Origin of the sequence: Arthrobacter sp. WCS2018Hpa-7, assembly GCF_031843805.1 — a bacterium.
Lineage (GTDB): Bacteria > Actinomycetota > Actinomycetes > Actinomycetales > Micrococcaceae > Arthrobacter.
Genome location: NZ_JAVTJB010000002.1, coordinates 76,004 through 89,238, shown reverse-complemented (window position 1 = coordinate 89,238; position 13,235 = coordinate 76,004). Strand labels below are relative to the sequence as shown.

General features: G+C 63.7%; 13 protein-coding genes and 1 pseudogene. 11 read left to right on the top strand and 3 right to left on the bottom strand.

Translation table 11 applies throughout. The features are described from left to right. Positions 1 to 27 precede the first annotated feature (27 nt). Complete coding sequence (locus tag RQH14_RS02980; RefSeq protein WP_311211854.1) at positions 28 to 1,203, top strand: zinc-dependent alcohol dehydrogenase; 1,176 nt, start codon at positions 28 to 30, stop codon at positions 1,201 to 1,203. 28 nt (positions 1,204 to 1,231) lie between these two features. Here the strand turns inward: RQH14_RS02980 and RQH14_RS02975 are convergent. After that, positions 1,232 to 1,855, bottom strand: a pseudogene (locus RQH14_RS02975) (SDR family NAD(P)-dependent oxidoreductase); the annotation flags it as partial. Positions 1,856 to 1,963: 108 nt separating this feature from the next. Between RQH14_RS02975 and RQH14_RS02970 the strand changes: the two are divergent. Beyond that, entirely contained in the window at positions 1,964 to 2,149 is a 186-nt protein-coding gene (locus tag RQH14_RS02970) for a CsbD family protein (RefSeq protein WP_311211853.1), read from the top strand. Positions 2,150 to 2,304: 155 nt separating this feature from the next. On the opposite strand, the gene RQH14_RS02965 is transcribed toward RQH14_RS02970, so the two are convergent. Then, positions 2,305 to 4,053 (bottom strand): hypothetical protein, encoded by a 1,749-nt coding sequence (locus RQH14_RS02965; RefSeq protein WP_311211852.1) that lies wholly within the window; start codon positions 4,051 to 4,053, stop codon positions 2,305 to 2,307. Positions 4,054 to 4,247: 194 nt separating this feature from the next. Here RQH14_RS02965 and bioB point away from each other — a divergent pair, with 194 nt between their 5' ends. Further along, a complete protein-coding gene (gene bioB / locus RQH14_RS02960) occupies positions 4,248 to 5,294 on the top strand; it encodes a biotin synthase BioB (protein WP_311211851.1) in 1,047 nt (348 codons plus the stop codon). A gap of 8 nt (positions 5,295 to 5,302) precedes the next feature. On the opposite strand, the gene RQH14_RS02955 is transcribed toward bioB, so the two are convergent. Beyond that, positions 5,303 to 5,491, bottom strand: a complete 189-nt coding sequence (locus tag RQH14_RS02955) for a hypothetical protein (RefSeq protein WP_311211850.1) — start codon at positions 5,489 to 5,491, stop codon at positions 5,303 to 5,305. A 14-nt stretch (positions 5,492 to 5,505) separates the two neighbouring features. On the opposite strand from RQH14_RS02955, the gene RQH14_RS02950 reads away from it, so the two are divergent. From RQH14_RS02950 to RQH14_RS02915, 8 genes are all read left to right on the top strand, one after another. Then, complete coding sequence (locus RQH14_RS02950) at positions 5,506 to 6,831, top strand: adenosylmethionine--8-amino-7-oxononanoate transaminase (protein ID WP_311211849.1); 1,326 nt, start codon at positions 5,506 to 5,508, stop codon at positions 6,829 to 6,831. Between the two features lie 8 nt (positions 6,832 to 6,839). Further along, the gene (locus RQH14_RS02945; protein ID WP_396136308.1) at positions 6,840 to 7,997 is read left to right on the top strand and encodes an 8-amino-7-oxononanoate synthase; all 1,158 of its coding nucleotides are present in this window, start codon (positions 6,840 to 6,842) and stop codon (positions 7,995 to 7,997) included. Continuing rightward, positions 7,994 to 8,677, top strand: coding sequence for a dethiobiotin synthase (bioD, locus tag RQH14_RS02940; protein WP_311211847.1), 684 nt, complete (start codon positions 7,994 to 7,996; stop codon positions 8,675 to 8,677). Before RQH14_RS02945 ends, bioD begins: the two co-directional genes overlap by 4 nt. After that, positions 8,674 to 9,870 carry a cytochrome P450 gene (locus tag RQH14_RS02935; protein ID WP_311211846.1) on the top strand — a complete coding sequence of 399 codons (1,197 nt, stop codon included), beginning with the start codon at positions 8,674 to 8,676 and terminating at the stop codon, positions 9,868 to 9,870. The genes bioD and RQH14_RS02935 overlap by 4 nt, the downstream gene beginning before the upstream one ends. Next, positions 9,839 to 10,321 carry a very short patch repair endonuclease gene (locus RQH14_RS02930; protein WP_311211845.1) on the top strand — a complete coding sequence of 161 codons (483 nt, stop codon included), beginning with the start codon at positions 9,839 to 9,841 and terminating at the stop codon, positions 10,319 to 10,321. The genes RQH14_RS02935 and RQH14_RS02930 overlap by 32 nt, the downstream gene beginning before the upstream one ends. Before the next feature lie 342 nt (positions 10,322 to 10,663). Next, entirely contained in the window at positions 10,664 to 11,044 is a 381-nt protein-coding gene (locus RQH14_RS02925) for an Hpt domain-containing protein (RefSeq protein WP_311211844.1), read from the top strand. A gap of 90 nt (positions 11,045 to 11,134) precedes the next feature. Continuing rightward, on the top strand, positions 11,135 to 11,734 hold the full coding sequence (locus RQH14_RS02920) for an XRE family transcriptional regulator (RefSeq protein WP_311211843.1): 600 nt from the start codon (positions 11,135 to 11,137) through the stop codon (positions 11,732 to 11,734). Between the two features lie 161 nt (positions 11,735 to 11,895). Beyond that, a complete protein-coding gene (locus RQH14_RS02915) occupies positions 11,896 to 13,227 on the top strand; it encodes an MFS transporter (RefSeq protein ID WP_311211842.1) in 1,332 nt (443 codons plus the stop codon). Positions 13,228 to 13,235: the final 8 nt, after the last annotated feature.

The following is a 13,235-nucleotide window of genomic DNA, read 5'->3' as shown; positions in this document are numbered from 1 at the left end:
CCAGCCCAAACGCGGGGAGAACCAATCGTGAAAGCAGTGACATGGCAAGGCCGGCGCTCATTGAGTGTCCAGGACGTCCCCGATCCGTCCATCCAGGAACCCACGGATGCAATTGTCCGCATCACGTCCACAGCCATTTGCGGCTCGGACCTTCACCTCTATGAAGTCCTCGGACCGTACATGCACAAAGGCGATGTGATTGGCCACGAGCCGATGGGAATCGTCGAAGAAGTCGGGTCCGGGGTTCACCGGCTCAAGAAGGGCGACCGCGTGGTGGTGCCGTTCAACATCTCCTGCGGGCATTGCTATATGTGCAACCAGGGCCTTCAATCGCAATGTGAGACCACCCAGGTCACAGCCAAAGGATCAGGGGCAGCACTCTTTGGCTATTCCGAACTGTATGGGTCCGTGCCCGGCGGGCAGGCACAGTATTTGCGCGTTCCGTTCGCAGACTACGGACCGGTCAAGGTTGATTCGGATGCCCCCGACGAACGCTACCTATTCCTCTCCGACATCCTGCCCACAGCCTGGCAGGGGGTGGAGTATGCCAACGTCCCCGAGGGCGGCACCCTGGCCGTCCTCGGACTTGGCCCCGTTGGCCAGTTTGCTGCAAGGATCGGCATCCACAAAGGCTTCCGGGTGATCGGGGTCGACCCAGTTCCCGAGCGTCGCGCCATGGCCGAACAGCACGGTGTGGAAACCATGGACTACAGCCCGGACGTCGCCGGGAAGATCCGGGAGGAGACATTGGGCCGCGGTCCGGACGGGGTGGTGGACGCGGTGGGCATGGAAGCGCACGGCTCCCCCGTGGCGTCGTTCCTTCACCGGGCGGTCTCCCTGCTTCCGGACAAGCCGGCGCAGGTTGCCATGGAAACCATGAGCGTCGATCGGCTTGCTGCGCTCCATACAGCCGTGGATATGGTGCGCCGCGGTGGCACGATTTCATTGAGCGGCGTCTACGGCGGCCAGGCCGACCCCATGCCCTTGATGACCATGTTCGACAAGCAAATCCAACTCCGCATGGGCCAATGCAATGTGCGCAGCTGGACTGACGCCCTGCTCCCCTTAGTAGAGGACGACGCCGATCCGCTGGGAGTCATGCATTTGGTCACCCACACCGGTACGCTCGATGAGGCTCCGGCCCTCTACGAGAAGTTCCAGAAGAAGCAGGACGGGTGCATCAAGGTGGTCCTCAAGCCCTGATTGCCGGGTGAAACCCGGAGGGTCAGGCCCTGATTCCCTTGGGCCCCAGCGATTCCGCCAAGGAGAAAGTCATGCTGTTGATGGCTGCTTTGGTGGCCGCATAGTCCATCAGGGACGGGCTGGGATGGTACCCCTGGATGGACGAGGTGTTGATGATGGCGGCACCGGGCTGCAGATGCGGGAGGGCTGCCTTGATGAGCCAGAACAGGGCGTAGACGTTGGTTTTGAAGGTCCTGTCGAACTGCTCGGTACTGAGGTCTTCGATGCCCCGGCTTGTGGCCATCTGGAAGCCGGCGTTGTTCACCAGGACGTTGAGCCCACCGAACTCGGCACCTTCGCGGGCGAAGGCAATGGCCACCGCTTTACCGATTCCGCTTTCTCCCCCGGTGATCAGTGCCCGCCGGCCGAGCAGGCGGTGATGGCCCACGTAGCTCTGCTCGCCGTGGTCGGGCCGCGGATTCATGGCCTCGGTCCAGCCGGGGTATTCCTGGGTTTGTGGCTCGAATTCTCCGGACGGGTACTTGGTGCGGGGATCAGAAGACTCCCCGTCAGGATCGTAGGACGAGGAGACCACGTTGTTGACCAAGGCCATGGCAATGTCCTCGTCAAGGTCTGTGTTCTCCGTTTGTTCGTTGCGGATCTCCTCAGCCATGCTCTCAGTGTAAGCATCCTGACTATCTGGGTGGGGCGTTCAGGAAGCACTCAGAATTGCTCGATAGCCTAGCGATTGTCAGCGTTGGATTACATCGAAGGAGGGCCTATGGGACTCGGAGACAAGATCAGCAACAAGGCACAGGAAGTCACTGGCAAGGCGAAGGAAGCCTTGGGCGACGCCACCAATAACGAGAAACTGCAGGCCGAGGGTGCCGCTGATCAGGCAGCAGCCAAAACCAAGCAGGCCGGCGAGAACGTCAAGGACGCCGCGAAGGACGCCTTCGACAAGTAAGCCGCATAGCACCACAGAACTGAACACACAGCAGAACGCCCCGGCTCCCTCCATGGGAAGCCGGGGCGTTCTGCGTGCACCCAAGTAGGTCGCAGATCAGGCCGTTCTGAGCTCTCAGAACGGCCTGATCTGCGACTCAGTTGGGTTGGGAGGGGTTACTTTTGGGCCGGGAGCACCAACTCGCCCGACTTATCCGTGGACAAGGCGAGGGACGAGATGTACTGGGGTTCGCCGTCGGGCCCGTCCTGACCGGACCGGAGCATGTCCGGACGCTCGAACTCCAGGCCGGTGACGTGGCAAAGCAGCTTGGCATCGCTGGGGTTGCCATCGGCGTCGAACATGGGGAGGTCGATGCCGTCGTCGGTGCGCCGCAGATAGTACCGGCCCTTGGTGGCCAGGGCCAGGACGGGCGGCAACACCAGCGCCAGGCCCACGGCGAAGATGGGCGAGAACGGCTGGACAGCTGCGCCGAACGCCCCGAAGAACACCGCGATGGATACGCCGGCGGAGACCAGCATGGACACGAAGCCCACGGGGTTCACGGCGTAGAGCATGCCGCGGCGGAACTCCGGAACCTTGGGCGAGATCTTCAGCAGGTACTTGTTGATGGCGATGTCGGAGGCCACCGTGACCACCCAGGCCATGGCGCAGTTGGCGTAGAAGCCCAGGATGGTGTTGAGGAACTCGAACATGTTCGACTCCATCAGGATCAACGCGATGACCAGGTTGACCACCACGAACACCATACGTCCCGGGTAGCTCTTGGTGATGCGGGTGAAGGAGTTGGTCCACGCGAGCGAACCGGAGTAGGCGTTGGTGACGTTGATTTTGATCTGGGAAATGACCACCAGCACCACGGCCAGGGTCATGGCGAGCCATGCCGGCATCATTTCTTCGTAGACGCCCAGGAACTGGTGGACCGGCTCGTTGGCTGAAGATGCTGCTGCGGGGTCGAGCTTGGCGATGAGGTAGATGGCAATGAACAGGCCGATGATCTGCTTGATGGCACCGAAGATCACCCAACCCGGTCCGGCCAGGATCACTGCACGCCACCAAGCGCCCTTGTTTTCTGCGGTTTTGGGAGGCATGAAGCGGAGGTAGTCGATCTGCTCTGCGATCTGCGCCATCAGGGACAGACAGACACCGGCGGCCAGCATCACCGAAGCCAGGTTGGGACCACCATCGCCGGAAGCGCCCGTGAAAGCGAAGAAGGCGTCGATGCTCTCCGGGTGGGACAGGAGCAGATAGCCCACGGGAACCACCATAAGCAACAGCCACAGTGGTGTGGTCCACACCTGCAACGTGGCGAGCGTCTTCATCCCGTAGATCACCAACGGAATGATGATGATGGTGGACACGGCGTAGCCGATCCATTGTGGGATGCCGAGACCCAACTGCAGCCCTTGGGCCATGATGGAGCCTTCAAGAGCGAAGAAGATGAAAGTAAACGTGGCAAAGATGATGTTGGTGACCACCGAGCCGTAGTAGCCAAAGCCCGAGCCGCGGGTGATCAAGTCCAAATCGATGTTGTACCGGGCTGCGTAGTAGGCCAACGGGAACCCCGTGGCGAAGATGATCACCGCGGCCACGATGATGCCGAAGATGGCATTCACGGTTCCGTAGGCGATGCCGATGTTCGCGCCGATGGAGAAGTCGGCCAGGTACGCGATGCCGCCCAGCGCACTGGTGGCCACCACACCGGCACTCCACTTCCGGTAGGACCGCGGGGCGAACCGGAGCGTGTAATCCTCCAGGCTCTCCTTCGCCGCGCTCATGGCGTCGGCGTTGCCTGCCGTCGCAGTTCCGTTGCCCGCCGCCGGCGCACCGGTGGTGCCGATCCCGACGGCGGTGCCTGCCGCCGTCGTCGGCTCCAGGGTGGCGGTACTCGTCTTGTCGTCGATCATTCGTGGTCGCTTTCGTCGTGGACTTTGCCTCGCCCCCGACGCTAGTCACGCAGCGCGTCAATTCAGTCACATCCATGTTTCGCAGCTGTAACTTCTGCATCAGCCGCCCCGCGCGGGCAACTCCAAAATCAACCACCTCCGTTTGTACGCACCCCACAAAATCGCCCTTCACCAGCGCGGATACCGTCAAGGACATGACCACCCACGCACCCCATGAAACCGAAGCAGCCCATGAAACCCGGGCAACCCACCCCATCCTGGACACTGCCCGCGAGCAGGTCCTCGAACGCGGCGAGGGACTGAGCGAGGCCCAGCTCATCGAGATCCTGGAGCTACCGGACGAAGCCATCCCGGCAGCCCTGCAACTGGCCCACGAGGTCCGCCTCAAGCACTGCGGCGAGGACGTGGAAGTGGAGGGCATCATCTCCATCAAGACCGGCGGCTGCCCCGAGGACTGTCATTTCTGCAGCCAGTCCGGCCTGTTCGACTCCCCCGTCCGCGGCGTCTGGCTGGACATCCCGGAGCTGGTCAAAGCGGCCAAGGAAACCGCCGCCACGGGGGCCACGGAATTCTGCATCGTCGCAGCCGTCCGCGGGCCTGACATCAAGCTCATGAACCAGATCAAATTCGCGATCGACCGCATCAATGAAGCCGTGGACATCAACATCGCCTGCTCGCTGGGCATGCTCACGCAGCGGCAAGTGGACCAGCTGGCCGAGTGGGGCGTCCACCGCTACAACCACAACCTGGAAACCGCGCGCAGCTACTTCCCCGAGGTCGTCACCACCCACAGCTACGAGGAACGGCTGGAAACCTGCGCCATGGTCAAGGCCGCCGGCATGGAATTGTGCTGCGGCGCGCTGATCGGCATGGGCGAGTCGGTGGCACAGCGGGCTGAACTCGCAGCCCAACTCGCAGCCCTTGAACCGCACGAAGTCCCGCTCAACTTCCTGAACCCCCGCCCCGGAACGCCCTTGGAAAACCAAGGAATCATGGACGGCAAAGACGCCCTCCGCGCCATCGCAGCGTTCCGGCTCGCCATGCCCCGCACCGTGCTCCGCTATGCAGGTGGCCGCGAACTGACCCTGGGCGACCTCGGCACCCGCGAGGGTTTGCTCGGCGGAATCAACGCGGTCATCGTGGGCAACTACCTGACCACCTTGGGCCGCCCCGCCAATGCCGACCTGAACCTGCTGGTGGAGCTGAACATGCCCATCAAGGAATTCCAGAAGTCGCTGTGACCACCGCATTAGGCCAGCAGTACTGCGGCCACTGCGGCGGTGGGGGCGAGGGCAGCGGTGACAGCCCGACGTCGGACGCCCACCGTAGCTGCCAACAGCGCCTGGGGATGGAGCCACCGCGCTTTTGTCCGCAATGCCGGCGCCGCATGAAGGTCCAGGTGACGCCGTTGGGGTGGACCGCAATGTGTTCCAGGCACGGAAGGCTGGCGTCATGAGCTCGCTGATCGAGCGCGACCGTGCAAGCTTGTGGCACCCGTATGCTCCTGCCTCCCCAATGCTGCCGCTGTGGGAGGTGGAAGCGGCCGACGGCGTGGCGCTGCGCCTGCGCGACGAACAGGGCCGAACGCATGAGGTGCTTGATGCGATGTCATCGTGGTGGTCGGTGATCCACGGCTACCGGAACCCCATCATGGATGCCGCCATCCAGCGCCAACTCAGCAGTTTCAGCCACGTGATGTTCGGCGGGCTCACGCACCAACCTGCCGTGGAGCTCGCGGAAAGCCTGCTGTCCATGGCGCCCGGCGAACCGGGACGGCGCTTGGAACGGGTGTTCCTGGCCGACTCCGGATCCATTTCCGTGGAGGTCGCCTTGAAACTGGCCGTGCAGTTCCAGACCGCGACCGGCCGCCCCAAGCGCCAGCGTTTCCTGACCATCCGCGGCGGCTATCACGGGGACACGTTCGCTGCCATGGGTGTGTGCGATCCCGTGGACGGCATGCATTCCTCGTTCCCGGGGTTGCTGGCCGCCAACGTCTTCGCTCCCCGTCCGCCAACGGCCGCAACGGCCACGCCGGCGGGTATCGCAGGCTGGCAGGCTGACGTGGAGCGCCTGGCGTCGCAGCACTCGGACGAATTGGCCGCGATCATCGTCGAACCCCTGCTCCAAGGCGCCGGCGGCATGTTCACCTATCCGGCCGAGTGCGTGCGGATCCTGCGCACCATTGCGGACAACTACGGATTGCTGCTGATCCTGGACGAGATCGCCACGGGTTTCGGGAGAACCGGTGAACTCTTCGCCGCGGACCACGCCGGGGTTGTCCCGGACATCATGTGCGTCGGCAAAGCGCTCACCGGCGGCTACCTCACCTTGGCTGCGACGCTGTGTACCGGCGACGTTGCCCGGGCGGTATCTTCCGGAGGCACCGGGGCACTCCTGCATGGTCCCACCTTCATGGCCAATCCCCTGGCGTGCGCCGCAGCCAACGCGAGCCTGGGGATCCTGGCCACCGGGGCCTGGCGCGAGGATGTGGAGCGCGTTGGAACGGGTCTTGCTGAGGGACTGGCACCGGCGTCAATGCTCGACGCCGTTGCGGACGTCCGCACCTTCGGCGCCGTGGGCGTCATCGAGTTGAGGGACGCGGTGGACGTCACCGCAGTGACGCGCGCCGCGGTCGAGCATGGCGTGTGGGTTCGCCCGTTCCGGAACCTGGTCTACGCGATGCCGCCCTACATCAGTTCCGCCGAGGACGTGGTAGTGATGACCTCCGGCATGGTGGCGGCCGTGAGGCAAACGACCACTCAGGCGGTGTCGGCATGAGCCCGGCTATGACGCAGTGGTTGGAGGACCAGGCCCGGGTCCGCGAGCGCCGGGGGCTGGTGCGGACGCCCGCTGTGCGCGGGTCAAGGGACAGGGTGGTTGACCTTGCCAGCAACGACTACCTCGGCTTGGCCACCGATCCCCGGCTCGCCGAAGCAGCCATGGACGCCATCCGGCGCTGGGGTACCGGTGCCACGTCGTCCCGGTTGGTGGCGGGAACCACGGAGCTGCATCTGGAGGTGGAGCACGAACTCGCGCAGCTCACCGGTATGGACGCGGGACTCGTCTTCTCCTCCGGCTACTTGGCGAACCTTGGCGTCACCACGGCCCTTGGCGGTCCGGGGACGTTGATCATGGCCGATGAGCAGTGCCATGCCTCGTTGATGGACGGGTTCCGGTTGAGCCGTTCCGAGGTCAAGGAGTTCACGCACAACAGCGTTGAGGATGCGGCTGCCCAGCTAACGAACCGCACACAACCGAGGGCCCTCATCGCCGTGGAATCCATCTACAGCGTGGGCGGCGATGCGGCGCCGCTTGCCGAACTCTTGCAACTGGCCGAAACACACGACGCCATGCTGCTGATTGACGAAGCCCACAGCCTGGGCGTCGCGGGGAGCGGGAGCACGCAGGGCCACGGCGCCGTGGCCGGAACCAGGCTCGCCGGACACCCCAACGTCGTCGTCACCGCCACCCTGTCCAAAGCACTGGGCAGCCAAGGCGGTGCGGTCCTCGGCTCGCCCCTGCTGAGGGAGCATCTGGTGAACCGGGCCCGCAGCTTCATCTTCGACACCGCACTGGCTCCCCCGGCGGCTGCCGCTGCGCTCGCCGCCATCGGCATCGTGCGGGCAGAACCATGGCGGTCAGCAGCCGTCCACCGCAACGCAACTGCGCTGGCTGCCCAACTGCAGCCCGTGATGGAAAGGCCCGGCACCGTCGTCGAGCCTTCCGTGGGAGCCGTCCAATCCATCCCCATGCCCTCCCCGGCGGCAGCGCTCGCTGCCAGCGAGGAAGCGAGCTCGGAAGGCGTCCTGGTGGGCTGCTTCCGACCACCGTCCGTTCCCGATGGGGTGTCGCGGCTTCGCCTCACAGCTCGGGCCACACTCACACCTGTTGAGATCGACCACGCCTGCGCAGTGTTGCGCAGCATCCTGGAGAGAACATCATGAAACTGCCTCCCATCATCCTGGTCACCGGCACCGATACCGGTGTGGGCAAGACCATCACGACGGCGGCCCTCACCGCCGCGCTGCAGCTACGCGGACGGACGGTAGCCGTTTACAAGCCGTGCCAGAGCGGAAGCGTGCAGGGCGATTCCGACTGTTCCGAAGTGGCCCGGTTGGCTGGTCCCCGGACTGCGGAGGCCGGCGTCGTTCTTCAAGAGCCTATGGCCCCCGTGCCGGCCGCTGCGCTGGACGAGGTCAGGTTGCCGCCGCTGCGGATTCATGCCGGGCGGATCCGTGAGCTGTCAGCGAGTCACGACTACGTGCTGGTGGAAGGGGCGGGCGGCTTGCTGGTGGAGTTGGACCACGACGGCGGGACACTGGCTGATCTCGGCACGCACCTTGGTGATGAGGCTGGCTTCGTGGTGGTGGCGCGGCCTGCGTTGGGCACGCTGAACCACACGGCGCTGACCTTGGAGGCGTTGGACCGCAGGAGCCTGCCGGTGGTGGGGGTGGTCCTCGGAGCATGGGCACCGACGCCGGGGGCGGTGGAGCTGACCAACAGGGCAACCATCACCTCGTGGCCCGTTCGTTTCCTGGGTGCGGTGGATGCCGGCGCGTCAGGACTGGATCCTGCCGACTTCCGGGCAGAAGCATCCGGATGGCTTGAGGGGTTGCCGGTATGAGCGCAGCGTTGACAGCTGAGACCGGACTTCCGGACGCCGGAACCTGTCCCTATATGGTGCTCCGCACCCCGGATACCGTGAGGGAAGTCCTGCACAGGCCCGACGATTTCAGCCCGGCCAACGCGTTGCTGGCCGTGACCCCGCTGAGCGGGCAGGCACTTCGCGTGCTGCAGAAGGCCCGGTTCGCGCTCCCTCCAGTCCTGGCCAGCAACGATACAGGGACCCACGCGGGCATCCGCAAGGTGGTGGCGGGCTTCTTCACGCCGGCGAAGGTGTCTGCGATGGAACCTCGCATCCGTGGCCTGGCCCGCGAATCAGCAGCCCGTGCAGCTCACCTGCTAGCCACCGAAGGCTCCGTTGATCTGGTGCAGGCCGTGGCCGCCGACCCGCCGGCCATTGTGATGCTGGAGATGCTGGGCCTACCCGTTCGCGATGTGCCTGCGCTGAAAGCGTGGAGCCTGGATTCCTTGGAACTGTTCTGGGGTTGGCCGGATGCGGACCGGCAACTTGAGCTGGCCCACAGCGCAGCCGACTTCTACCGCTGGCTCAGGGAGCTGGTCCTGGAATCCGTGGCCTCACCGAACCCCAACCTCTTCAGCGCACTGGCCCGCCACGGCCTCAGCACCCCTGAGGTCTGCTCCCTGGGGTACTTCCTGCTGATCGCCGGGCAGGAGACCACCACGCAGCTGATCAGCACCACCTTGTTCCGGCTGGCTGAGGGATCCCGTGGCATCTCATGGTGCGAGGCAGCTACAGCATCCAAGGCCCGCGACCTGGTCCGGCACATCCTTGCCACCGAGTCCTCCGTCCCCACCTGGCGACGGGTAGCCAGCAGGGACACGGAGCTGGATGGCCGGCACATCCCCGCGGGTGAGGAGATCCTGTTGGAGTTGACGGGCAATCACGGATTTCCGTGGGCTGAAGAACCCGTCCGGCCCGGCCCCACGCCATATGGCCTTGCTTTCGGCTCGGGGATCCACCGGTGCCTTGGTGCCAAACTCGCGGAACTGGAGGCCGCCGTCGTCGTTCATGAAACCGCGGCAGCCCTCAAAGGTGTCCGGCTGCAGGACTCAACCCCGGAATGGCTGCGACTGTTGTCGTTCCAGGCACCCCGGACCGTAACCCTGGAGCACAAAAACTCCACCTGGGTAGGCTGGAGACATGGGCGAGAGCCGGGACCTCCTGACGCCTGAACAGCGCAGCCGCAACATGTCCAAGATCCGCGGCAAGAACACCAAGCCTGAGTTGCTGGTCCGCAGACTGCTGCACGCGAAGGGTTACCGGTACCGGCTGCATGGACAGTCCGGAGCGGCGAAGCTGCCTGGCCGACCGGACCTGGTGTTCGCGGGCCGGCACAAAGTCATCTTCGTCAACGGCTGTTTTTGGCATTTCCATACGTGCCGCGTGGGTCAGCATGCGCCAGCGGCCAACGCGGAGTTCTGGGAAACCAAGCGGACCCGGACCCGCGAGCGCGACGCCCAGCAACGGGAACAACTGGCCGCGAAGGGCTGGGACGTGTTGACGGTGTGGGAGTGCGAACTGAAGGACCGGTCGGTTCTTGAAGACAGGCTCACACAATTCCTGGAGGACGGCCCGCACTGCTCCCCGTCTACGGGGCGGAAGAGACAGCCGGGGCAGAGCTGACGGCCCGGTCAGTGGCTTTGGTGGGGGTGCCTTGTTCCCATAGTGCGTACGCTGCGGTCCCACCGATGCCGAGTAGAACGGTCATGCAAAAGACGACGATGACCATCAGGCCTGGTGATGGACGAGCACTGCTGTTCATGCTTTTTCCCGCTCCTTGATTCAAGCCTGGAATCCCCCAGATCCGTGATCTTGCCTCTGCTGTCCCACTCTGGGGGCCGCCAATCAAGACTCCCTCTGAGTCCGCTCAAGATTGGATCAAGCTTTCGTTTTCCGGCGTTTCCATCGCTCCGCGGGTCCTACTGTTGAATCGTGAATCTATTGTTTGGAGGCGGGAGGAGTCTGGTGTCTGAGTACGACGACTGCACTGACTCCCTGGTGGATCGCACCGTCCTCACCGAGCTCCAGGCGGAGCTCGGCGGAGACCATGCCATCATCGGCGCCTTCATCCGCAACTATGTTGCCTTGCTGCCTTGGCGGGTGTCCCGGCTCCACAGGGCGTTGGAACACTTGGACATGGAAGATGCCATGGATGCGGTCCTGAGCCTGAAGACTTCCAGCCACATGGTGGGTGCCATCTGCATGAACCGCCTGGCTACCGAGCTGGAAATCAGCATCAGGCTGCTGCCCAACGCGGACCACCTGCACGAGCTCTCTGCCCAAGTCAGCGAAATCGACCGCTTCGTGGGCGGGACCATCAGCGAGCTCGAAACACCACTCCTGTGAATTTCTTCAGCTTATTGAAGAGAAACCATTGACTCGCTAAAAATCTTCACTATAGTTGTGTGAGTTAGCTCACCAACGAAGGATGCGGCAATGACTACCGAGACTCCTGCTCCACCGGCCACCAGCGAACTGCTGGCCACGGTTGGAAATAAGGTGCGCACCATGCGCAAGGCAAAGGGAATGACCCTCGCCCAACTCTCGGACATCACCGGCCTCAGCCAGGCGATCGTCAGCCAGATCGAACGCGGTATGGCCAACCCGTCCTTCACTACACTGGCTCAATTGGCCCACGGCCTGGACATCCCGGTAGGAAGATTCTTCATCGGCCAGGATGAATCCAAATCACCCGTGGTCCGCAAATCCGATCGACGCAACCTTAAGAACGTCACCCGCGAATCCGTAGGTGAAGCAGTGCACGAGCTGCTCACCCCGAACCGCGACGGAAGCATCGAAGCGCAGTGGATCAGCACGCCCCCAGGGCACGACACCAGCGATACCCCGTTTACCCACAGCGGTGAAGAGTTCTGCTACATCGTCTCCGGCCGTAAGGACGTCTTCCTGGATGGCGTCTGCTACAGCCTTGAAGAGGGCGACTCCATCACCTACTCCTCAGAGATCCCCCACTGGTACAAGAACAGCTACGAAGAGGTATGCGTAGCCATCTGGGTCAACGCACCACACGCGTGGTAACCCTGCCGCCCCTCGGCGCCAGCGTTTTCCCTTAACTGTCCGGACACGAAACCGTGGCCGCTGACAATCCTTGCCACTTTCGCATCAAGCGCCTCTTCCACCAGGCGTTCCTGCGTCATACCCTCCCACGCCCTCCGGGGCGTCAGCGTAAGGACACTTCCATGCTCGACACCACAACGACGGACAATGTAGTCCCGTCACCAAAAACCAGCCACTCATCCCCCGGCAAGAACGCGAAGTTCACCCCCGAAGTCCGCAAGGGCCTGCTCGGCCTGGGCCTCGGAAACGCCCTGGAATGGTACGACTGGATGGTCTTCGGCCTCCTGTCCGCCTTCATCGGACCGAACTTCTTCCCCAATACCGATCCGCTCTCCGCAACGCTGAACGCCCTGGCCGTGTTCGCCGTCGGATTCGCGTTCCGCCCCTTGGGTGGCATCCTCCTCGGAACCTTGGCAGACCGCATCGGCCGGCGCCGTGTCATGCTGCTGTCCATCATGCTGATGGCCGGCACCACGCTGATCATCGCCGTCACTCCGAGCTATGAAACCATCGGCCCCGCGGCGGGCATCATCCTGCTGGTGTGCCGGGTCCTGCAGGGAATCTCAACGGGCATCGAAGCGCCGCTTTCCACCTCGCACGCCGTGGAACTCGCCCCGGAGGGCCGTGAAGGCTACGTAGCGGGCATCATGTCCTTCTACGTGAACATCGGGATCCTGCTGGCCTCGCTCATCAGCTTCCTCTGCAGCCTGGTCCTGGGCGGTGCAGCCATGGCTGACTGGGGCTGGCGCGTACCCTTCATCATCGGTGCCCTCTTCGGCTTCGTGGTTCTCTACCTCCGCCGTTCCCTGCCGGAAACCCTCAAAGCAGAGGAAATGGCCACAAACACTCCGCGGGCAGTATGGTCCGGAGTCCGTAAGCACTGGCTGTCCGTCCTTGCCATCATCTTCGTGGTGGGCGCAGCACAGGCGTACAACTACGCCTGGAACGTCGGTCTCCCCAGCGCAGCACGCAGCGGTTTCAAGGAAGATCCCACCGCAGTCTTCGCCCTCACCACCATCCTGGGCGTCATCCTGGTGATCGGCAGCTGGGTCATCGGCAAACTGGCCGATGGCAAGGCGATGTCCAAATGGTTCCTGGTCACCCGCATCCTCGCCATCCCGTCCGTGTTCCTCATGCTGATGTACGTCCAGCCAGGCATCGGCGGCTTCGCAGCGGTCCTCCTGGGCGGATCCATTGTCCTTGTCCTGAACATGACCCTCTACAACGTGGTCAGCTCGTCCCTGATGCCCAAGAACATCCGCGGAACCGGCGTAGCCCTGGGCTACGGGATTGGCGTGGCCCTCTTCGGCGGCACGGCGTCCTACCTCCTGGTCTGGTTCCAATCCCTGAACATCAGCTGGGTCTTCCCGGTCTACGTGGCCGTCCTCTCCATCCTCAGCATCGTTTTCTACCTCGCCGCACGCCGCTCCAACGGCATCTTCGTCGGAAAGTAAGGACTCAT